The organism is Citrobacter sp. wls710 (assembly GCF_005281115.1).
GTDB classification, from domain to species: domain Bacteria; phylum Pseudomonadota; class Gammaproteobacteria; order Enterobacterales; family Enterobacteriaceae; genus Citrobacter; species Citrobacter werkmanii.
In genome coordinates this window covers 11,695-31,223 of sequence record NZ_SZXD01000055.1, presented here as the reverse complement: position 1 = coordinate 31,223, position 19,529 = coordinate 11,695, and the positions used below count along the sequence as shown (strand labels likewise).

The window sequence follows — 19,529 nt, the reverse complement described above, 5'->3', positions numbered from 1 at the left end:
CGGGCGTTGTTGCTAAAGTAATGAGCTAATTGCCGAATAACATTTGACGCAATGCGCAATAAAAGGGCATCATTTGATGCCCTTTTTGCACGCTTTCACACCAGAACCTGGCTCATCAGTGATTTTTTTTGTCATAATCATTGCTGAGACAGGCTCTGAAGAGGGCGTTTAGTCCGAAACGCACCAGAGCATTTCGGTTTGGATCGCCTCGCTTACGCGGGGTGAAAATGTTTGTAGAATACTTCTGACAGGTTGGTTTATGAGTGCGAATACCGAAGCTCAAGGAAGCGGGCGCGGCCTGGAAGCGATGAAGTGGGTTGTTGTCGCTGTATTGCTGCTTGTAGCTATCGTTGGCAACTACCTTTATCGTGACATGATGCTGCCGCTGCGTGCGCTGGCCGTAGTGATTCTGATTGCCGCAGCGGGTGGTGTCGCGCTGTTGACAACAAAAGGTAAAGCGACCGTTGCTTTTGCCCGTGAAGCGAGAACCGAAGTCCGTAAGGTCATTTGGCCAACTCGCCAGGAAACATTGCACACCACATTAATTGTGGCTGCGGTTACCGCAGTAATGTCACTGATCCTGTGGGGACTGGATGGTATTCTGGTTCGCCTGGTATCCTTTATCACTGGCCTGAGGTTCTAAGATGTCTGAAGCCCCTAAAAAGCGCTGGTACGTCGTTCAGGCGTTTTCCGGTTTTGAAGGCCGCGTTGCCACGTCGCTGCGCGAATATATCAAGTTACAAAATATGGAAGAGCTGTTTGGCGAAGTCATGGTGCCGACAGAAGAAGTGGTCGAGATCCGTGGTGGCCAGCGTCGCAAGAGCGAACGTAAATTCTTCCCGGGCTATGTACTGGTCCAGATGGTCATGAATGATGCGAGCTGGCACCTGGTGCGCAGCGTTCCGCGTGTGATGGGCTTTATCGGCGGTACTTCTGACCGTCCGGCGCCAATCAGCGACAAAGAAGTTGATGCGATCATGAACCGTCTGCAGCAGGTTGGTGATAAGCCGCGTCCGAAAACGATGTTTGAGCCGGGCGAAATGGTCCGCGTTAGCGATGGTCCGTTTGCTGACTTTAACGGCGTAGTTGAAGAAGTGGACTACGAGAAGTCTCGTCTGAAAGTTTCTGTATCTATCTTCGGTCGTGCGACTCCGGTTGAACTGGACTTCGCCCAGGTTGAAAAAGCCTAACACGTCGATCAAAAAAGCGGCGATTTAATCGTTGCACAGGGCGCGAGATTGGAATACAATTTCGCGCCTTTTGTTTTTATGGACTCTGTCCGTAAAGCGAATTTAAAAACACGGGGAGCTTCTTTGAGGCGCTATAACCCAACTAGAGGAATTTAGAATGGCTAAGAAAGTCCAGGCCTATGTCAAGCTGCAGGTTGCAGCTGGTATGGCTAACCCGAGTCCGCCAGTAGGTCCAGCACTGGGTCAACAAGGCGTGAACATCATGGAATTCTGCAAAGCGTTCAACGCAAAAACTGATTCCATTGAAAAAGGTCTGCCGATCCCGGTTGTTATCACCGTTTACGCTGACCGTTCTTTCACTTTCGTTACCAAAACGCCTCCGGCAGCAGTACTGCTGAAGAAAGCGGCTGGTATCAAGTCTGGTTCCGGCAAGCCGAACAAAGACAAAGTGGGTAAAATTTCCCGCGCTCAGCTGCAGGAAATCGCGCAGACCAAAGCTGCCGACATGACTGGTTCCGACATTGAAGCGATGACTCGCTCCATTGAAGGTACTGCACGTTCCATGGGCCTGGTAGTGGAGGACTAAGAAATGGCTAAACTGACCAAGCGTATGCGCGTGATCCGTGACAAAGTTGATGCAACTAAACAGTACGACATCAACGAAGCTATTGCTCTGCTGAAAGAGCTGGCCACTGCTAAATTCGTAGAAAGCGTGGACGTTGCCGTTAACCTCGGCATCGACGCTCGTAAATCTGACCAGAACGTACGTGGTGCAACTGTACTGCCGCACGGTACTGGCCGTTCCGTTCGCGTAGCTGTATTTACCCAGGGCGCAAACGCTGAAGCTGCTAAAGCTGCAGGCGCTGAGCTGGTAGGTATGGAAGATCTGGCTGAACAGATCAAGAAAGGCGAAATGAACTTTGACGTTGTTATTGCTTCCCCGGATGCAATGCGCGTTGTTGGCCAGTTGGGTCAGGTTCTGGGTCCGCGCGGCCTGATGCCAAACCCGAAAGTTGGTACTGTAACTCCTAACGTTGCTGAAGCTGTTAAGAACGCTAAAGCTGGTCAGGTTCGTTACCGTAACGACAAAAACGGCATCATCCACACTACCATCGGTAAAGTGGATTTTGACGCTGACAAACTGAAAGAAAACCTGGAAGCTCTGCTGGTTGCGCTGAAAAAAGCAAAACCGACTCAGGCAAAAGGCGTGTACATCAAGAAAGTTAGCATCTCCACCACCATGGGTGCTGGTGTTGCCGTTGATCAGGCTGGTCTGAGCGCGTCTGCGAACGTCTAAGATTAGCTTTACGTGGGCGGCGAATTTGTCTACAATCTTCGCCCACGATTCTATTAGCTTCGGCCGATAGACAACAGATTTGTTCGTTGGAGCCTGGCCTATCCAGGCCTCCGTCGAAGACCGCAGGTGTTTCGCAAGAAACTTAATGCCCTGCGTAGACGGTGACAGAACGCTAAGATTATTTCTGATACTCTGGCTTGTTTCTGCTCACCGTATTTAGACGCTCTCTCCGTTGGGGGGAGTGAAGTGAGTTCCGGAACATGAGTTCCGGCAAACATCCAGGAGCAAAGCTAATGGCTTTAAATCTTCAAGACAAACAAGCGATTGTTGCTGAAGTCAGCGAAGTAGCCAAAGGCGCGCTGTCTGCAGTAGTTGCGGATTCCCGTGGCGTAACTGTAGATAAAATGACTGAACTGCGTAAAGCAGGTCGTGAAGCTGGCGTATACATGCGTGTTGTTCGTAACACCCTGCTGCGCCGCGTCGTTGAAGGTACTCAGTTCGAGTGCCTGAAAGACACGTTTGTTGGTCCGACCCTGATTGCATACTCTATGGAACACCCGGGCGCTGCTGCTCGTCTGTTCAAAGAGTTCGCGAAAGCGAATGCAAAATTTGAGGTCAAAGCCGCAGCCTTTGAAGGTGAGTTGATTACCGCATCGAATATCGATCGCCTGGCAACTCTGCCGACCTACGAAGAAGCAATTGCACGCCTGATGGCAACCATGAAAGAAGCTTCGGCTGGCAAACTGGTTCGTACTCTGGCTGCTGTACGCGATGCGAAAGAAGCTGCTTAATTGCAGTTACCTTTCTCAAGCATCTGCTTACGTATAAACTTATTCTGATTTTCAGGAACAATTTAAATGTCTATCACTAAAGATCAAATCATTGAAGCAGTATCCGCTATGTCCGTAATGGACGTTGTAGAACTGATTTCTGCAATGGAAGAAAAATTCGGTGTTTCCGCTGCTGCTGCTGTAGCTGTAGCTGCTGGCCCGGCTGAAGCTGCTGAAGAAAAAACTGAATTCGACGTAATTCTGAAAGCTGCTGGCGCTAACAAAGTTGCTGTTATCAAAGCAGTACGTGGCGCAACTGGCCTGGGTCTGAAAGAAGCTAAAGACCTGGTAGAATCTGCACCGGCTGCGCTGAAAGAAGGCGTGAGCAAAGACGACGCAGAAGCACTGAAAAAATCTCTGGAAGAAGCTGGCGCTGAAGTTGAAGTTAAATAAGCCAACTTTTCTGGTTGCAGCCTAAGAAATTAGGCTGATGGCTGGTGACTTTTTAGTCACCAGCCTTTTTGCGCTGTAAGGCGCCAGTAGCGTTTCACACTGTTTGACTACTGCTGTGCCTTTCAATGCTTGTTTCTATCGACGTCTTAATATACTGCGACAGAGCGTCAGTTCTGTGTAAATCGCAATGAAATGGTTTAAGCGTGATAGCAACAGGCATTGCGGAAAGTATTCGATTTTCCGGTCAACAAAATAGTGTTGCACAAACTGTCCGCTCAATGGACAGATGGGTCGACTTGTCAGCGAGCTGAGGAACCCTAATGGTTTACTCCTATACCGAGAAAAAACGTATTCGTAAGGATTTTGGTAAACGTCCGCAAGTGTTGGACATACCTTATCTCCTTTCTATCCAGCTTGACTCGTTTCAGAAGTTCATCGAGCAAGATCCTGAAGGGCAGTATGGTCTGGAAGCAGCTTTCCGTTCCGTTTTCCCGATTCAGAGCTACAGCGGTAATTCCGAGCTGCAATACGTCAGCTACCGTCTTGGCGAACCGGTGTTTGACGTTCAGGAATGTCAGATCCGTGGCGTGACCTATTCCGCACCGCTGCGCGTAAAACTGCGTCTGGTGATCTACGAGCGCGAAGCGCCGGAAGGCACCGTAAAAGACATTAAAGAACAAGAAGTCTACATGGGCGAAATTCCGCTCATGACCGACAACGGTACCTTTGTTATCAACGGTACTGAGCGTGTTATCGTTTCTCAGCTGCACCGTAGTCCTGGCGTCTTCTTTGACTCCGACAAAGGTAAAACCCACTCTTCGGGTAAAGTGCTGTATAACGCGCGTATTATTCCTTACCGTGGTTCCTGGCTGGACTTCGAATTCGATCCGAAGGACAACCTGTTCGTACGTATTGACCGTCGCCGTAAACTGCCTGCGACCATCATTCTGCGTGCACTGAACTACACCACTGAGCAGATCCTTGACCTGTTCTTTGAAAAAGTTGTTTTCGAAATTCGTGACAACAAGCTGCAGATGGAACTGGTGCCGGAACGCCTGCGTGGTGAAACCGCCTCCTTTGACATTGAAGCTAACGGCAAAGTCTACGTCGAAAAAGGCCGTCGCATCACTGCGCGCCATATTCGCCAGCTGGAAAAAGACGATATCAAGCATATCGAAGTTCCGGTTGAATACATTGCTGGTAAAGTTGCGGCTAAAGACTACGTTGACGAATCTACTGGCGAGCTGATCTGCGCAGCTAACATGGAGCTGAGCCTGGATCTGCTGGCTAAGCTGAGCCAGTCTGGTCACAAGCGTATCGAAACGCTGTTCACTAACGATCTGGACCACGGTCCGTACATTTCTGAAACTGTACGCGTCGACCCAACCAACGATCGTCTGAGCGCGCTGGTAGAAATCTACCGCATGATGCGCCCTGGTGAGCCGCCGACTCGTGAAGCTGCTGAAAGCCTGTTCGAGAACCTGTTCTTCTCCGAAGACCGCTATGACCTGTCTGCGGTTGGTCGTATGAAGTTCAACCGTTCTCTGCTGCGCGACGAAATCGAAGGTTCCGGTATCCTGAGCAAAGACGACATCATTGAAGTGATGAAGAAGCTCATCGATATCCGTAACGGTAAAGGCGAAGTCGATGATATCGACCACCTTGGCAACCGTCGTATCCGTTCCGTAGGCGAAATGGCGGAAAACCAATTCCGCGTTGGCTTGGTGCGTGTTGAGCGTGCGGTGAAAGAGCGTCTGTCTCTGGGCGATCTGGATACCCTGATGCCTCAGGATATGATCAACGCCAAGCCGATTTCCGCAGCAGTGAAAGAGTTCTTCGGTTCCAGCCAGCTGTCTCAGTTTATGGACCAGAACAACCCGTTGTCTGAGATTACGCACAAACGTCGTATCTCCGCACTCGGCCCAGGCGGTCTGACCCGTGAACGCGCAGGCTTCGAAGTTCGAGACGTACACCCGACTCACTACGGTCGTGTATGTCCAATCGAAACACCTGAAGGTCCGAACATCGGTCTGATCAACTCCCTGTCCGTGTATGCACAGACTAACGAATACGGCTTCCTCGAGACTCCGTACCGTAAAGTGACCGACGGTGTTGTTACTGACGAAATTCATTACCTGTCTGCTATCGAAGAAGGCAACTACGTTATCGCTCAGGCGAACTCCAACCTGGATGACGAAGGCCACTTTGTAGAAGATCTGGTTACCTGCCGTAGCAAAGGCGAATCCAGCTTGTTCAGCCGCGACCAGGTTGACTACATGGACGTATCCACCCAGCAGGTGGTATCCGTCGGTGCGTCCCTGATCCCGTTCCTGGAACACGATGACGCCAACCGTGCATTGATGGGTGCGAACATGCAACGTCAGGCCGTTCCGACTCTGCGCGCTGATAAGCCGCTGGTTGGTACCGGTATGGAACGTGCTGTAGCCGTCGACTCCGGTGTTACTGCAGTGGCTAAACGTGGTGGTACCGTTCAGTACGTGGATGCTTCCCGTATCGTTATCAAAGTTAACGAAGACGAGATGTATCCGGGCGAAGCAGGTATCGACATTTATAACCTGACTAAATACACCCGTTCTAACCAGAACACCTGTATCAACCAGATGCCTTGCGTATCTCTGGGCGAGCCGGTTGAACGTGGTGATGTGCTGGCAGACGGTCCGTCCACCGACCTCGGTGAACTGGCGCTGGGTCAGAACATGCGCGTGGCATTCATGCCATGGAATGGTTACAACTTCGAAGACTCCATCCTCGTATCTGAGCGTGTTGTCCAGGAAGACCGTTTCACCACCATCCACATTCAGGAACTGGCATGTGTGTCCCGTGACACCAAGCTGGGGCCGGAAGAGATCACCGCTGACATCCCGAACGTGGGTGAAGCTGCGCTCTCCAAACTGGATGAATCCGGTATCGTTTATATCGGTGCGGAAGTGACCGGTGGCGACATTCTGGTTGGTAAGGTAACGCCGAAAGGTGAAACCCAGCTGACGCCAGAAGAGAAACTGCTGCGTGCGATCTTCGGTGAGAAAGCGTCTGACGTTAAAGACTCTTCTCTGCGCGTGCCAAACGGTGTTTCCGGTACGATTATCGACGTTCAGGTCTTTACTCGCGATGGCGTAGAAAAAGACAAACGTGCGCTGGAAATCGAAGAGATGCAGCTGAAGCAGGCTAAGAAAGACCTGTCTGAAGAACTGCAGATCCTCGAAGCTGGCCTGTTCAGCCGTATCTACGCTGTGCTGGTTTCCGGTGGTGTTGAAGCTGAGAAGCTCGACAAACTGCCGCGTGACCGCTGGTTAGAACTCGGCCTGACCGACGAAGAGAAACAAAATCAGCTGGAACAACTGGCTGAGCAGTACGACGAACTGAAACACGAGTTCGAGAAAAAACTCGAAGCGAAACGCCGTAAAATTACTCAGGGCGACGATCTGGCACCGGGCGTGCTGAAGATTGTTAAGGTTTATCTGGCGGTTAAACGTCGGATCCAGCCTGGTGATAAGATGGCAGGTCGTCACGGTAACAAGGGTGTAATCTCTAAGATCAACCCGATCGAAGATATGCCACACGATGCTAACGGTACGCCGGTAGATATCGTACTGAACCCGCTGGGCGTACCATCGCGTATGAACATCGGTCAGATCCTTGAAACCCACCTGGGTATGGCTGCGAAAGGTATCGGCGATAAGATCAACGCCATGCTGAAACAGCAGCAGGAAGTCGCCAAACTGCGCGAATTCATCCAGCGTGCTTACGATCTGGGTTCAGATGTTCGTCAGAAAGTTGACCTGAATACCTTCAGCGATGAAGAAGTTCTGCGTCTGGCTGAAAACCTGAAAAAAGGTATGCCGATCGCAACGCCGGTATTCGACGGTGCGAAAGAGTCTGAAATCAAGGAACTGTTACAGCTGGGTGGCCTGCCGACTTCCGGTCAGATTACCCTGTTCGACGGTCGTACCGGTGAGCAGTTCGAGCGCCAGGTTACCGTTGGCTACATGTACATGCTGAAACTGAACCACCTGGTTGATGACAAGATGCACGCGCGTTCTACCGGTTCTTACAGCCTTGTTACTCAGCAGCCGCTGGGTGGTAAGGCTCAGTTCGGTGGTCAGCGCTTCGGGGAGATGGAAGTGTGGGCGCTGGAAGCATATGGCGCGGCATACACCCTGCAGGAAATGCTCACCGTTAAGTCTGATGACGTGAATGGTCGTACTAAGATGTATAAAAACATCGTGGACGGCAACCATCAGATGGAACCAGGCATGCCGGAATCCTTCAACGTACTGTTGAAAGAGATTCGTTCTCTGGGTATCAACATCGAGCTGGAAGACGAGTAACTCTCGATCAAACAGGTCACTGGTGCTGGCGTAACAGCCAGCGCCAGATTGTGCTAACTCCGACGGGAGCAAATCCGTGAAAGATTTATTAAAGTTTCTGAAAGCGCAGACTAAAACCGAAGAGTTTGATGCGATCAAAATTGCTCTGGCCTCGCCAGACATGATCCGTTCATGGTCTTTCGGTGAAGTTAAGAAGCCGGAAACCATCAACTACCGTACGTTCAAACCTGAGCGTGACGGCCTTTTCTGCGCCCGTATCTTTGGGCCGGTAAAAGACTACGAGTGCCTGTGCGGTAAGTACAAGCGCCTGAAACATCGTGGTGTGATCTGTGAGAAGTGCGGCGTTGAAGTGACCCAGACCAAAGTACGCCGTGAGCGTATGGGCCACATCGAGCTGGCGTCTCCGACCGCGCATATCTGGTTCCTGAAATCGCTGCCGTCCCGTATCGGTTTGCTGCTCGATATGCCGCTGCGCGATATCGAACGCGTACTGTACTTCGAATCTTATGTGGTTATCGAAGGCGGTATGACCAACCTGGAACGTCAACAGATCCTGACTGAAGAGCAGTATCTGGACGCGCTGGAAGAGTTCGGTGACGAATTCGACGCGAAGATGGGTGCGGAAGCTATTCAGGCCCTGCTGAAGAGCATGGATCTGGAGCAAGAGTGTGAAACTCTGCGCGAAGAGCTGAACGAAACCAACTCCGAAACCAAGCGTAAGAAGCTGACCAAGCGTATCAAACTGCTGGAAGCTTTCGTACAGTCTGGCAACAAGCCAGAGTGGATGATCCTGACCGTTCTGCCGGTTCTGCCGCCAGATCTGCGTCCGCTGGTTCCGCTCGATGGTGGTCGTTTCGCAACGTCAGATCTGAACGATCTGTACCGTCGCGTGATCAACCGTAACAACCGTCTGAAACGTCTGCTGGATCTGGCTGCGCCGGACATCATCGTACGCAACGAAAAACGTATGCTGCAGGAAGCGGTTGACGCCCTGCTGGATAACGGTCGTCGCGGTCGTGCGATCACCGGTTCTAACAAACGTCCTCTGAAATCTTTGGCTGACATGATCAAAGGTAAACAGGGTCGTTTCCGTCAGAACCTGCTCGGTAAGCGTGTTGACTACTCCGGTCGTTCTGTAATCACCGTAGGTCCATACCTGCGTCTGCATCAGTGCGGTCTGCCGAAGAAAATGGCACTGGAACTGTTCAAACCGTTCATCTACGGCAAGCTGGAACTGCGTGGCCTCGCCACCACCATCAAAGCCGCTAAGAAAATGGTTGAGCGTGAAGAAGCTGTCGTTTGGGATATCCTGGACGAAGTTATCCGCGAACACCCGGTACTGCTGAACCGTGCACCAACCCTGCACCGTCTGGGTATCCAGGCATTTGAACCGGTACTGATCGAAGGTAAAGCTATCCAGCTGCATCCGCTGGTTTGTGCGGCATATAACGCCGACTTCGATGGTGACCAGATGGCTGTTCACGTACCGCTGACGCTGGAAGCCCAGCTCGAAGCGCGTGCGCTGATGATGTCTACCAACAACATCCTGTCTCCGGCGAACGGCGAACCTATCATCGTTCCGTCTCAGGACGTTGTATTGGGTCTGTATTACATGACCCGTGACTGTGTTAACGCCAAAGGCGAAGGCATGGTGCTGACTGGCCCGAAAGAAGCAGAGCGTATCTATCGCGCTGGCCTGGCCTCTCTGCATGCGCGCGTTAAAGTGCGTATCACTGAATATGAAAAAGATGAAAACGGCGAATTCGTTGCGCACACCAGCCTGAAAGACACGACCATTGGTCGCGCCATTCTGTGGATGATCGTACCGAAAGGTCTGCCTTTCTCCATCGTCAACCAGGCGCTGGGCAAGAAAGCCATCTCCAAAATGCTGAACACCTGTTACCGCATTCTGGGCCTGAAGCCGACTGTTATCTTCGCTGACCAGACAATGTACACCGGCTTTGCTTATGCAGCGCGTTCAGGTGCATCTGTTGGTATTGATGACATGGTCATCCCAGAGAAGAAACACGAGATCATCTCTGAAGCGGAAGCTGAAGTTGCTGAGATCCAGGAGCAGTTCCAGTCTGGTCTGGTAACCGCTGGCGAACGCTATAACAAAGTTATCGATATCTGGGCTGCGGCGAACGATCGTGTATCCAAAGCGATGATGGATAACCTGCAAACTGAAACCGTTATTAACCGTGACGGCGTAGAAGAGCAGCAAGTTTCCTTCAACAGCATTTACATGATGGCCGACTCCGGTGCGCGTGGTTCTGCAGCACAGATTCGTCAGTTGGCTGGTATGCGTGGTCTGATGGCGAAGCCAGATGGCTCCATCATCGAAACGCCAATCACCGCGAACTTTCGTGAAGGTCTGAACGTACTCCAGTACTTCATCTCTACTCACGGTGCGCGTAAAGGTCTGGCAGATACCGCACTGAAAACAGCGAACTCCGGTTATCTGACGCGTCGTCTGGTTGACGTTGCGCAGGACCTGGTTGTTACTGAGGACGATTGCGGCACTCTGGAAGGCATCACCATGACCCCGGTTATCGAGGGTGGTGACGTTAAAGAGCCGCTGCGCGATCGCGTTCTGGGTCGTGTGACTGCTGAAGACGTTCTGAAGCCGGGTACCGCGGATATTCTGGTTCCACGCAACACGCTGCTGCACGAACAGTGGTGTGACCTGCTGGAAGAGAACTCCGTTGACTCCGTGAAAGTCCGTTCCGTTGTATCCTGTGACACCGACTTTGGTGTATGTGCGCACTGCTACGGTCGTGACCTGGCGCGTGGCCACATCATCAACAAAGGTGAAGCAATCGGCGTTATCGCGGCACAGTCCATCGGTGAACCGGGTACACAGCTGACGATGCGTACGTTCCACATCGGTGGTGCGGCATCTCGTGCGGCTGCTGAATCCAGCATCCAGGTGAAAAACAAAGGTAGCATCCGTCTGAGCAACGCGAAGTCGGTTGTTAACTCCAGCGGTAAACTGGTTATCACCTCACGTAACACCGAACTGAAACTGATCGACGAATTCGGTCGTACCAAAGAAAGCTATAAAGTGCCTTACGGCTCCGTTATGGCGAAAGGTGATGGCGAACAGGTTGCTGGCGGCGAAACCGTAGCGAACTGGGATCCGCACACCATGCCGGTTATCACCGAAGTGAGTGGTTTTGTCCGCTTCACTGACATGATCGACGGTCAGACCATTACTCGTCAGACCGACGAGCTGACCGGTCTGTCTTCTCTGGTCGTTCTGGATTCTGCAGAGCGTACGTCGGGTGGTAAAGACCTGCGTCCGGCACTGAAAATTGTTGACGCTCAGGGCAACGACGTTCTGATCCCAGGCACCGATATGCCGGCTCAGTACTTCCTGCCGGGTAAAGCGATTGTTCAGCTGGAAGATGGCGTACAGATCAGCTCTGGTGACACCCTGGCCCGTGTTCCGCAGGAATCCGGTGGTACCAAGGACATCACCGGTGGTCTGCCGCGCGTTGCGGACCTGTTCGAAGCACGTCGTCCGAAAGAGCCGGCAATCCTGGCTGAAATCAGCGGCATCATTTCCTTCGGTAAAGAAACCAAAGGCAAGCGTCGTCTGGTTATCACCCCGGTAGACGGTAGCGAACCTTACGAAGAGATGATTCCGAAATGGCGTCAGCTTAACGTGTTCGAAGGTGAACGTGTAGAACGTGGTGACGTGGTTTCCGACGGTCCGGAAGCGCCGCACGACATCCTGCGTTTGCGTGGTGTGCATGCTGTAACTCGTTACATCGTTAACGAAGTTCAGGACGTATACCGTCTGCAGGGTGTTAAGATTAACGATAAACACATCGAAGTTATCGTTCGTCAGATGCTGCGTAAAGCCACCATCGAAAGCGCTGGTAGCTCCGACTTCCTGGAAGGCGAGCAGGTTGAATACTCCCGCGTCAAGATCGCTAACCGCGAGCTGGAAGCGAACGGCAAAGTGGGCGCAACCTTCTCCCGCGATCTGCTGGGTATCACCAAAGCGTCTCTGGCAACTGAGTCGTTCATCTCCGCGGCATCGTTCCAGGAGACCACTCGCGTGCTGACCGAAGCAGCCGTTGCGGGCAAACGCGACGAACTGCGCGGTCTGAAAGAGAACGTCATCGTGGGTCGTCTGATCCCGGCCGGTACCGGTTACGCGTACCACCAGGATCGTATGCGCCGTCGCGCAGCGGGCGAACTGCCAGCTGCTCCGCAGGTGACTGCTGAAGATGCGTCTGCCAGCCTGGCAGAACTGCTGAACGCAGGCCTGGGCGGCTCTGACAACGATTAATCGTTGCTGACCATACTAAAAAACCCGCTTCGGCGGGTTTTTTTATGTCTATGTTATGCCTGATGGCGCTGATCTTATCCGGCCTGTGCGGTTACAAAGCCGCCATCCGGCAGTGTCATTAATTTAACGGTGGTAACCGCCGATAAAGCTCAATCATGTCGCCCGCCAAATCCTGAATCACCATCGCGTTCATCAGATGGTCCTGCGAATGTACGGTAATGAGGTTGACCGGTAGTTTGCCTGTGCCTTCGTCGATCCCGATCAGTTGGGTCTGGATTTTATGTGCCTGTTTGACGTACTCGCGTGATTCCACCATTGCTTGTTCCGCACCAGTAAAGTCACCTTTACGCGCCAGTTGTAGCGCTGTCAGTGCCTGACTGCGAGCGGCTCCGGCGTTGACCAATAATTCCATGATGATCGTTTCTAACTCTTCCATATCATCACTCCAGTAGTTTCAGCGCTTTTTCCAGTACGGCATCACCTTTCATCATGCCGTAATCCATCATATCGATAACGGCAACTTTTTTGCCTAGCGGGTCGGCGAGCGCCTGCAGCTTGGCCTGCTCATATTTAACCTGTGGACCAAGCAACACGATATCTGCAGTGGCGATATTATCTTCAAACTCAGCCACCGGGACAGCTTTGATCGTGACGTCGACACCTTTTTTCTGGGCGGCATCTTTCATCTTTTGTACCAGCATGCTGGTGGACATTCCGGCGGCACAGCATAAAACGATGTTTTTCATAAGCAGTCTCGCTCAACATGTGTGGGTTGATAATTATCGCGAGCCAGCTGTAGCAACAACTGCTTTGCAACGATTGTGTGTAAGGCATCACAAAGAAAACCACTTTTTCTGAAACCGGTTACAAAAAGAGGCAAAACTCAACGATCAGTACCGAGGTTGGCGGCTTTTGGCTCGCTTATCACATGCAGGAGTATATAATTACTGTCAATAAAAACATGTTATAAAAAACAGTATTGACAGCGTTTTTTAAACCCGTATGTTAATGCTTAACAGCAGGGAAATAGTAGTTTGCTGTTAACGTAGTAAGTGTTAGTAAAGCTTTATTGGGGGTTGCGATAAAGGCCACGAAGTATTTTTTGTTTGGGATAGTCGATGCTGAAAACGCTATTTTTTCACTTCGACAATGCTTTCAGGCCACGTAGTTGATTTATCTAATCGCAAAAAGTTAGTAAAACGCGACGATGTAACGCCATGATTTAAACGTAAATATTTGCGATTCATGTTTTCTGTTTATCGCAAGGGAAATAAGGCAACGCATCAAAGAGTATATGTCGCGAGGGGAAGTGTACTTGTTTAGGTCACCAGCCTTGAGTTCTATTATCAAGCCGGTGGAATGTGTTTAACGGTAAATAGAGGAAAGTTTTAGTTAGCATCAATATCCAATATTATCTGTGGTAAACCTGTACATTTTAAAGTAGTACCATCAGCAGTACTAAATCGTTAAGTTTATTAATGTTAAATCTGAAGTTTGTAGTAACTTAAAGCCCTGACTGCAATAGTCAGGGCTTTTGTTTAATGCGATCGCTCCGGGTTTACGGTATCTGCGCAGCGCGCCCCAGATAGCTGTCCCAGTCTTTCCACACGGGCTGTAATCCCTGCGCCATGAGTGCTTCAGCAACGGCTTCGGGGCGACGGTCATCGTGCGGGGCGAACTGTTCCAGCTCTGGATGGTTATCGGCATAACCGCCGGGCTGGGTTTTCGAGAAGGCGCTGACATTGTTGATCGCCAGCGGGATCACATGGTCACGAAACCAGGGGGATTCGCGGGTGGAGAGCGACAGCTCAATTTCCGGTGCCAGTAAACGAAACGCGCAAATGGTCTGGAGCAACTGTCGCTCGTCCATGATGGATGCGGGTTCAACGCCCCCGGTGCATGGGCGCAGACGAGGAAAGGAGATGGAGTAGCGGCTCTGCCAGTAATGCTGCTGCATCCACAGCAGATGTTCGGCGACCATATAACAATCTACCCGCCAGCTGTCAGACAAACCAATCAGCGCGCCAAGACCGATTTTATCGATTCCAGCACGGCCCAGCCTGTCCGGTGTTTCCAGCCGCCAGAAGAAATCCTGCTTTTTCCCCTTTAAATGATGATGGGCATAAGTCGCTTCATGATAGCTCTCCTGATACACCATCACTCCGTCCAGCCCCAGCGTCTTCAGCTCGGCATACTCCTCAATTGCCAGCGGCTGCACTTCCATATGCAGCGATGAGAACTGCTGGCGAATGGCCGGGAGATGGCGGCGAAAGTAGTCCATACCCACTTTGCTCTGATGCTCGCCGGTAACCAGCAACAGGTGTTCAAAACCCAACTCGCGGATGGCGGCGCACTCGCGGGCGATTTCTGCCTCGTCCAGCGTCTTACGTTTGATGCGGTTGCTCATAGAAAAACCGCAGTAGGTGCAGTCATTGGCGCAGAGGTTTGAGAGATAAAGCGGCACGTAAAAACTGACGGTGTTGCCGAAGCGCTGGCGAGTCAGCCTTTGCGCCCGCTGCGCCAGCGGTTCAAGGTAATCGGCGGCGGCGGGGGAGAGCAGCGCCATCAGATCGTCCCGATTAAGCTGTGGAGCGTTAAGCGCGCGTTCCACGTCAGCGGCGGTTTTACCATTGATGCGCAGGCGGATGTCGTCCCAGTCCAACTGTCGCCAGCGGTCGCTGAACGTTTTCATGAGAAAGCCTCCAGGAATCCGGTTAATGGGCTGGTGGCGCTTGCGTGTGAACTTTTGCTTCCGGGTACCGCCTGGCGAGCCAGCAAGCCTGCTTCAACAGCCAGACGGAACGCTGTCGCCATCATCACCGGATCGTCCGCCACGGCGATCGCCGTATTGACCAGCACCGCGTCGGCGCCTATTTCCAGCGCCTGCGCCACGTGGCTGGGCACGCCGATCCCGGCGTCGACCACCACCGGCACGGTCGCCTGCTGGATAATAATCTCCAGCATCGCTTTGGTTTCCAGCCCCTGGTTAGAACCGATAGGCGCGCCAAGCGGCATCACCGCCGCGCAGCCGACCTCTTCCAGCCGCTTGCACAAAACCGGATCCGCGCCGCAGTAGGGCAGCACCACGAAGCCCTGCTTCACCAGCGCCTCGGCAGCTTTTAGCGTTTCGATCGGGTCCGGTAATAGCCAGCGGGCATCCGGATGGATTTCTAATTTCAGCCAGTGGGTGCCCAGCGCTTCCCGCGCCAGTTGGGCGGCGAAGATTGCCTCTTCAGCGGTTTTCGCCCCGGAGGTATTGGGCAGCAGCGTGACGCCCGCTTCAATCAGCGGCGCCAGAATCGCATCGTTGTGCTGGCGCAGGTCCACGCGCTTCATCGCCAGCGTCACCAGTTGGCTGCCGGAAGCGCGAATTGCCTCGACCATCAGTTGCGATGAGGCAAACTTCCCGGTACCGGTGAACAGATGTGAATCAAACGTTTTGTCGGCAATACGTAACATCTCAACCCCCTGCAATAACCTGAAAAAGCAGGATCTGGTCGCCTTCCTGCACGATTTGCTGTTCCCACTGCTCGCGCGGCAGGATCTGCTGATTGAGCGCCAGCGCTGCGCCCGGTTTGAGCTGGTTGAGCTGGATAAGCAGCCCGCTGACGGTTTGCCCTGCGGCGCACTGCATCGGCTCATCATTGAATTGAATTTGCATGCTGCCCTCCGCATACCTGACAGCCACTGGCGCGACGCAGCGCGAGGCTGCGCCACTGGCTGGTTTTGCCGTCAAACAGACGTAGCTGCCCGCTTGGTGTTTCAATTCCGCTGAGTAATTTAATCGCCTCGAGCGCCTGCAAGGTACCCATCACGCCCACCACCGGACCGAGCACCCCAGCGGTGCGGCAGTTGCGTTCCGGCTCCACATCATCTGGCCACAGGCAGCGGTAACAGCCTTGTTCCCACGGTGGCGTGAGGACCATCAGTTGGCCGCCAAAGCCGACGGCGCTGGCGGAAATTAACGGAGTGTTGAGCGCCACACAGGCGGCGTTAATCTCCTGGCGCGTCGCCATGTTATCGGTACAGTCGAGCACCACGTCGGCTCGCGAGACCGCATGCCGGAGCGCATCGCCTTTTAGTCGCTGCTGGAGCGAGACCAGTTCGATATCCGGGTTGAGCCGTGTCAGGCGCTGCTGGGCAACCTGAGATTTTGAACGCGCGATATCATCAGTGGTAAATAGAATCTGGCGCTGCAAATTGCTCAGATGAATGTCGTCATCGTCTACCAGAGTCAGTTTGCCGATGCCTGCTCCTGCCAGATACAGCGCGGCAGGCGAGCCTAACCCGCCTAAACCTACGATCAGTACATGACTCGCGAGCAGCTTTTGCTGGCCTTCAATGGCGATATCGCCGAGCAGGATTTGCCGGCTGTAGCGCATAAAATCGCGGTCATTCATCGCCAACTCCCGCAATATCCAGTAACTGCGCGGTAGCGGCGCGCCAGTCGGCGGCCTGAGTAATGGCGCTAACCACAGCCACGCTACCGACGCCGGTCGCCAGTACTGACGCGGCGCGTTCAAGGTTGATGCCGCCAATGGCCACGGTCGGGTAATCCGCCAGTCGTTCAATATGACTGGCCAACTGCGCCAGCCCCTGTGGGGCGGAAGGCATCTGCTTGGTTTGCGTCGGGAAGACGTGGCCGAGCGCGATATAAGAAGGCTTAGCGGCGAGTGCGACGTCAATCTCCATATCATCGTGAGTCGATACGCCGAGGCGTAAGCCCGCCGCCTGAATGGCCTTCAGGTCGGTGGTTTCAAGGTCTTCCTGGCCCAGATGCACGCCGTAAGCGCGGTGCTTAATTGCCAGACGCCAGTAATCGTTGATAAACAGACGGGCGTTATAACGACGCCCCAGTGCGATGGCGGCGATAACGTCGGCTTCCACCTCTTCATCGCGCTTATCTTTGATACGCAACTGGATCGTGCGTACGCCCGCCTCCAGCAGGCGTTCAATCCATGCAACGCTGTCTACCACCGGGTAAAGCCCGAGGCGGAACGGCACGGTTGGGAAATCAGGCTGATACATCAGGCTTCCTCCCGTTTGAGATAAATTTCGCCGCCTTTGGCGCGGAAGTTCTCCGACATATCCGCCATGCCGACTTCAATGGTTTGTGCGGCGGCGTAGTCACGTACTTCCTGGCTGATTTTCATCGAGCAGAACTTCGGCCCGCACATGGAACAGAAGTGAGCGACCTTACCGGACTCCTGCGGCAGGGTTTCATCGTGATAAGCGCGGGCGGTGAACGGGTCGAGTGCGAGGTTAAACTGATCTTCCCAGCGGAATTCAAAGCGCGCTTTCGACATGGCGTTATCGCGGATCTGCGCGCCCGGATGTCCTTTGGCTAAATCCGCGGCGTGGGCGGCGATTTTGTAGGTGATTAGCCCCTGCTTCACATCTTCTTTGTTCGGCAGGCCGAGGTGTTCTTTCGGCGTCACATAACACAGCATCGCGCAGCCAAACCAGCCGATCATCGCGGCACCAATGCCGGAGGTGAAGTGGTCATAGCCCGGCGCGATGTCGGTGGTCAACGGCCCCAAAGTGTAGAACGGCGCTTCGTGGCAGCTCTCCAGCTCTTCGGTCATGTTGCGCTGAATCATATGCATCGGCACGTGTCCCGGGCCTTCAATCATCACCTGCACGTCGTATTCCCAGGCGATTTTGGTCAGCTCGCCCAGCGTATGCAGCTCGGAGAACTGCGCTTCGTCGTTGGCGTCCTGAATGGAGCCGGGACGCAGGCCGTCGCCCAGCGACAGGGAAACGTCGTAGGCGGCGCAGATTTCACAAATCTCGCGGAAATGTTCGAACAGGAAGTTCTCTTTGTGATGAGAAAGGCACCATTTCGCCATAATTGAACCGCCGCGTGAGACAATGCCGGTCAGACGTTTGGCGGTCATCGGCACGTAGCGCAGCAGCACGCCCGCGTGGATGGTGAAGTAGTCGACGCCCTGTTCAGCCTGCTCCAGCAGCGTGTCGCGGAAGGCTTCCCAGGTGAGATCTTCGGCGATCCCGTTGACCTTCTCGAGCGCCTGGTAGATCGGTACAGTACCGATCGGTACCGGACTGTTACGCAAAATCCACTCGCGGGTTTCGTGGATATAGCGGCCGGTGGAGAGGTCCATCACTGTATCCGCCCCCCAGCGCGTCGCCCACACCAATTTTTCCACCTCTTCTTCGATGGAGGAGGTCACCGCTGAGTTGCCGATATTGGCATTCACTTTGACCAGGAAGTTGCGGCCGATAATCATCGGCTCCGATTCCGGGTGGTTGATGTTGGCAGGGATAATCGCGCGGCCCGCGGCGACTTCATCACGCACGAATTCCGGCGTAATGTTTTCCGGCAGGCGCGCGCCAAAGTTCATGCCCGGATGCTGGTGGCGCAGCACTTCACTGCGAATGCGCTCACGGCCCATATTTTCACGGATGGCGATGAACTCCATTTCGGGAGTGACGATCCCCTGGCGGGCGTAGTGTAACTGGGTGACGCGCTTGCCCGCTTTGGCGCGTTTCGGCGTCAGCAGGCCGGTAAAACGCAGATCGTCCAGGCCATCGTCGGCCAGACGTTCTTTGGTGTAAGCGGAACTACGGTCGTCTAATTCTTCGCTATCGTTACGTGCGTCAATCCACGGCTGTCGCAGTTTCGCCAGACCCTGCTGGACGTTAATCGCCACCTCAGGATCGCCATACGGCCCGGAGGTGTCGTACACCGGCACGGCTTCGTTCTCTTCAAACTGCGGGTTGTCTTTACTGCCGCCGATGAGCGTTGGGCTCAGTTGGATCTCGCGCATCGGAATGCGGATATCCGGCTGTGAACCGGTGATATAGATGCGTTTTGACTCAGGAAAGGCGGTCCCTTCCAGCGTATTGATAAAGTGTTGCGCCTGGGCGCGTTGTTCGCGGCGTGATGGTTTAGTAGTGACAGACATAGCTCATTCCAAAAAAGTAAGGACGTGGCTTGTCAGACGACGGATGAAGCAAGAGAGACGATCGCCCAAGGGCGATGCGGTTGCAGATTGACTCTTGTTCCCTTCGCAGGTTTTAACCTGATCAGGTTCCGCGGATCCCGAATTAACGGTCTCAGCCTTTTCCACGTCATCCTTCGCGCTGCCTCTTTGTTGGCTTCGTCCGCTCACTCCAGTCACTTACTTAGGTAAGCTCCTGGAGATTCAC

16 protein-coding genes are annotated in these 19,529 nt (G+C 53.3%); 8 read left to right on the top strand and 8 right to left on the bottom strand.

The annotated features are described in order from the left end of the window. The first annotated feature begins 259 nt into the window (after positions 1–259). The 8 genes from secE to rpoC all read left to right on the top strand — a co-directional run bounded on the left by secE (position 260) and on the right by rpoC (position 12,359). Entirely contained in the window at positions 260–643 is a 384-nt protein-coding gene (secE, locus tag FDX14_RS21460; RefSeq protein WP_003033128.1) for a preprotein translocase subunit SecE, read from the top strand. Between the two features lies 1 nt (position 644). After that, a complete protein-coding gene (gene nusG / locus FDX14_RS21455; protein ID WP_003033125.1) occupies positions 645–1,190 on the top strand; it encodes a transcription termination/antitermination protein NusG in 546 nt (181 codons plus the stop codon). 157 nt (positions 1,191–1,347) lie between these two features. Further along, positions 1,348–1,776, top strand: a complete 429-nt coding sequence (gene rplK, locus FDX14_RS21450; protein ID WP_038636105.1) for a 50S ribosomal protein L11 — start codon at positions 1,348–1,350, stop codon at positions 1,774–1,776. A gap of 3 nt (positions 1,777–1,779) precedes the next feature. Next, positions 1,780–2,487: a 50S ribosomal protein L1 gene (gene rplA / locus FDX14_RS21445; protein WP_042314242.1), complete on the top strand. Its 708-nt coding sequence runs from the start codon at positions 1,780–1,782 to the stop codon at positions 2,485–2,487. Positions 2,488–2,780: 293 nt separating this feature from the next. Then, positions 2,781–3,278: a 50S ribosomal protein L10 gene (rplJ, locus tag FDX14_RS21440; protein WP_005132895.1), complete on the top strand. Its 498-nt coding sequence runs from the start codon at positions 2,781–2,783 to the stop codon at positions 3,276–3,278. Positions 3,279–3,344: 66 nt separating this feature from the next. Continuing rightward, on the top strand, positions 3,345–3,710 hold the full coding sequence (gene rplL / locus FDX14_RS21435) for a 50S ribosomal protein L7/L12 (RefSeq protein WP_000028882.1): 366 nt from the start codon (positions 3,345–3,347) through the stop codon (positions 3,708–3,710). Positions 3,711–4,030: 320 nt separating this feature from the next. Then, entirely contained in the window at positions 4,031–8,059 is a 4,029-nt protein-coding gene (gene rpoB, locus FDX14_RS21430) for a DNA-directed RNA polymerase subunit beta (protein ID WP_003033111.1), read from the top strand. Between the two features lie 76 nt (positions 8,060–8,135). Continuing rightward, the gene (gene rpoC, locus FDX14_RS21425) at positions 8,136–12,359 is read left to right on the top strand and encodes a DNA-directed RNA polymerase subunit beta' (protein WP_038636118.1); all 4,224 of its coding nucleotides are present in this window, start codon (positions 8,136–8,138) and stop codon (positions 12,357–12,359) included. A 118-nt stretch (positions 12,360–12,477) separates the two neighbouring features. Here the strand turns inward: rpoC and FDX14_RS21420 are convergent, their stop codons facing one another. From FDX14_RS21420 to thiC, 8 genes are all read right to left on the bottom strand, one after another. Further along, positions 12,478–12,795 carry a PTS lactose/cellobiose transporter subunit IIA gene (locus FDX14_RS21420; RefSeq protein WP_042314239.1) on the bottom strand — a complete coding sequence of 106 codons (318 nt, stop codon included), beginning with the start codon at positions 12,793–12,795 and terminating at the stop codon, positions 12,478–12,480. Between the two features lie 4 nt (positions 12,796–12,799). Next, the gene (locus FDX14_RS21415) at positions 12,800–13,105 is read right to left on the bottom strand and encodes a PTS sugar transporter subunit IIB (RefSeq protein WP_042314237.1); all 306 of its coding nucleotides are present in this window, start codon (positions 13,103–13,105) and stop codon (positions 12,800–12,802) included. A gap of 812 nt (positions 13,106–13,917) precedes the next feature. Beyond that, positions 13,918–15,051, bottom strand: coding sequence for a 2-iminoacetate synthase ThiH (gene thiH / locus FDX14_RS21410; protein ID WP_061381959.1), 1,134 nt, complete (start codon positions 15,049–15,051; stop codon positions 13,918–13,920). After that, the gene (gene thiG, locus FDX14_RS21405) at positions 15,048–15,818 is read right to left on the bottom strand and encodes a thiazole synthase (protein ID WP_137350202.1); all 771 of its coding nucleotides are present in this window, start codon (positions 15,816–15,818) and stop codon (positions 15,048–15,050) included. The genes thiH and thiG overlap by 4 nt, the downstream gene beginning before the upstream one ends. 1 nt (position 15,819) lies before the next feature. After that, positions 15,820–16,020, bottom strand: a complete 201-nt coding sequence (gene thiS / locus FDX14_RS21400; protein WP_001166833.1) for a sulfur carrier protein ThiS — start codon at positions 16,018–16,020, stop codon at positions 15,820–15,822. After that, positions 16,001–16,759 carry a HesA/MoeB/ThiF family protein gene (locus FDX14_RS21395; protein WP_079225694.1) on the bottom strand — a complete coding sequence of 253 codons (759 nt, stop codon included), beginning with the start codon at positions 16,757–16,759 and terminating at the stop codon, positions 16,001–16,003. Before FDX14_RS21395 ends, thiS begins: the two co-directional genes overlap by 20 nt. Beyond that, entirely contained in the window at positions 16,752–17,387 is a 636-nt protein-coding gene (thiE, locus tag FDX14_RS21390) for a thiamine phosphate synthase (RefSeq protein ID WP_079225693.1), read from the bottom strand. Before thiE ends, FDX14_RS21395 begins: the two co-directional genes overlap by 8 nt. Further along, a complete protein-coding gene (gene thiC / locus FDX14_RS21385; RefSeq protein ID WP_137350201.1) occupies positions 17,387–19,285 on the bottom strand; it encodes a phosphomethylpyrimidine synthase ThiC in 1,899 nt (632 codons plus the stop codon). The genes thiE and thiC overlap by 1 nt, the downstream gene beginning before the upstream one ends. Between the last annotated feature and the right edge of the window lie 244 nt (positions 19,286–19,529).

Excerpts from the sequence above, each read along its gene's own strand:
- secE (WP_003033128.1), top strand. The coding sequence starts at position 260 with ATGAGTGCGAATACCGAAGCTCAAGGAAGCGGGCGCGGCCTGGAAGCG.
- nusG (WP_003033125.1), top strand. The coding sequence starts at position 645 with ATGTCTGAAGCCCCTAAAAAGCGCTGGTACGTCGTTCAGGCGTTTTCC.
- rplK (WP_038636105.1), top strand. The coding sequence starts at position 1,348 with ATGGCTAAGAAAGTCCAGGCCTATGTCAAGCTGCAGGTTGCAGCTGGT.
- rplA (WP_042314242.1), top strand. The coding sequence starts at position 1,780 with ATGGCTAAACTGACCAAGCGTATGCGCGTGATCCGTGACAAAGTTGAT.
- rplJ (WP_005132895.1), top strand. The coding sequence starts at position 2,781 with ATGGCTTTAAATCTTCAAGACAAACAAGCGATTGTTGCTGAAGTCAGC.
- rplL (WP_000028882.1), top strand. The coding sequence starts at position 3,345 with ATGTCTATCACTAAAGATCAAATCATTGAAGCAGTATCCGCTATGTCC.
- rpoB (WP_003033111.1), top strand. The coding sequence starts at position 4,031 with ATGGTTTACTCCTATACCGAGAAAAAACGTATTCGTAAGGATTTTGGT.
- FDX14_RS21420 (WP_042314239.1), bottom strand. The coding sequence starts at position 12,795 with ATGGAAGAGTTAGAAACGATCATCATGGAATTATTGGTCAACGCCGGA.
- FDX14_RS21415 (WP_042314237.1), bottom strand. The coding sequence starts at position 13,105 with ATGAAAAACATCGTTTTATGCTGTGCCGCCGGAATGTCCACCAGCATG.
- thiH (WP_061381959.1), bottom strand. The coding sequence starts at position 15,051 with ATGAAAACGTTCAGCGACCGCTGGCGACAGTTGGACTGGGACGACATC.
- thiG (WP_137350202.1), bottom strand. The coding sequence starts at position 15,818 with ATGTTACGTATTGCCGACAAAACGTTTGATTCACATCTGTTCACCGGT.
- thiS (WP_001166833.1), bottom strand. The coding sequence starts at position 16,020 with ATGCAAATTCAATTCAATGATGAGCCGATGCAGTGCGCCGCAGGGCAA.
- FDX14_RS21395 (WP_079225694.1), bottom strand. The coding sequence starts at position 16,759 with ATGAATGACCGCGATTTTATGCGCTACAGCCGGCAAATCCTGCTCGGC.
- thiE (WP_079225693.1), bottom strand. The coding sequence starts at position 17,387 with ATGTATCAGCCTGATTTCCCAACCGTGCCGTTCCGCCTCGGGCTTTAC.
- thiC (WP_137350201.1), bottom strand. The coding sequence starts at position 19,285 with ATGTCTGTCACTACTAAACCATCACGCCGCGAACAACGCGCCCAGGCG.